1 pseudogene is annotated in these 1,006 nt (G+C 43.5%); it reads right to left on the bottom strand.

The features are described 5' to 3' along the window. A pseudogene (locus HMPREF0027_RS11220) lies at positions 1-1,006 on the bottom strand (phage tail sheath family protein); the annotation flags it as partial.

Here is a 1,006-nt window from a genome sequence, read left to right as displayed (position 1 = left end):
AATCGTACCTAATAGGCTATCTAGCAAGGCATCATCAATCGGGCGGTCATTGTATTGCAATTCCGCTTGGGCAATGCCTTCATCAATCAAGTCTGCCGTGCGTTGTACTACTTCAAATTGGCTGATATGGGTGCTGGTTGGGTAAGCAGCCAAGCGGTTGCCCCATAAGCGATAACCTGTACCGTAGCTGTTAAATACGGTAGTAATACCACGGGAGTTAAGCTGGTTTGTTTCACTTTGCACGTCGTTCACACGCGCAGTCAACTTAACCTCTACACCTTGCACACCTTTGAGTTCACGGTTCGAGGTAGAGTACCAATAGCCGTGCTCTACATCAGTTTTCATACGCAAGCCAGCAGGTGTGTAGCAAGGCTTTTTAACGTACCACGTTCACCAATAACGTGTGGGTAAAAGAGATGCATACGGTCAGAACTGGTGTAAAAGTTAATGGTACCATTACTGCCACGCCCAGCCACTGCTTGTGAAAGTGTGGTACCTTTCGGTGCATTGATATAAGCAATCGCATTGAGCTTATCCGCAAGGGTGGCAAGCGATGTCATTACGCCTGCTTGTTGGTCAAATTAAGGGCAAATCACAATTTTGGCATCAGCCCAAAATTCGATAAAGCCCATTTTGAGCAACTCAAAGCCAGTGCGCTTACCTGTGGCTGATTCAATACCGCCTCGCACATCACTCTCTGTTACTTTAGTTGGATCAGTATAAACATAGGTTGCTTTAAGTTCTGTTTGTGCGCGCATAAAGGTGATTTCACCGGTTAATAAATTAGCGGTGTAATCTTTACCAGCACTTAATACAGTTGCACCTGATTTAATGGTTAACTCAATTAAGCCTGCTTTCTGAGTTTGTGCAATAAGCGTGTTAGCATTTTGTGTTAATACTTCATCTGTTACCGTAGTCCGATGTTTTTTAGGGTCTAACACGTTAATTACATATACTGTACCTGCTTCATATCGCTTAATAATATCTAGTGCATCACAAATGGTAT

This window comes from Actinobacillus ureae ATCC 25976 (assembly GCF_000188255.1).
Classification (GTDB): domain Bacteria; phylum Pseudomonadota; class Gammaproteobacteria; order Enterobacterales; family Pasteurellaceae; genus Actinobacillus; species Actinobacillus ureae.
This window is presented reverse-complemented; position numbering and strand designations above follow the sequence as displayed.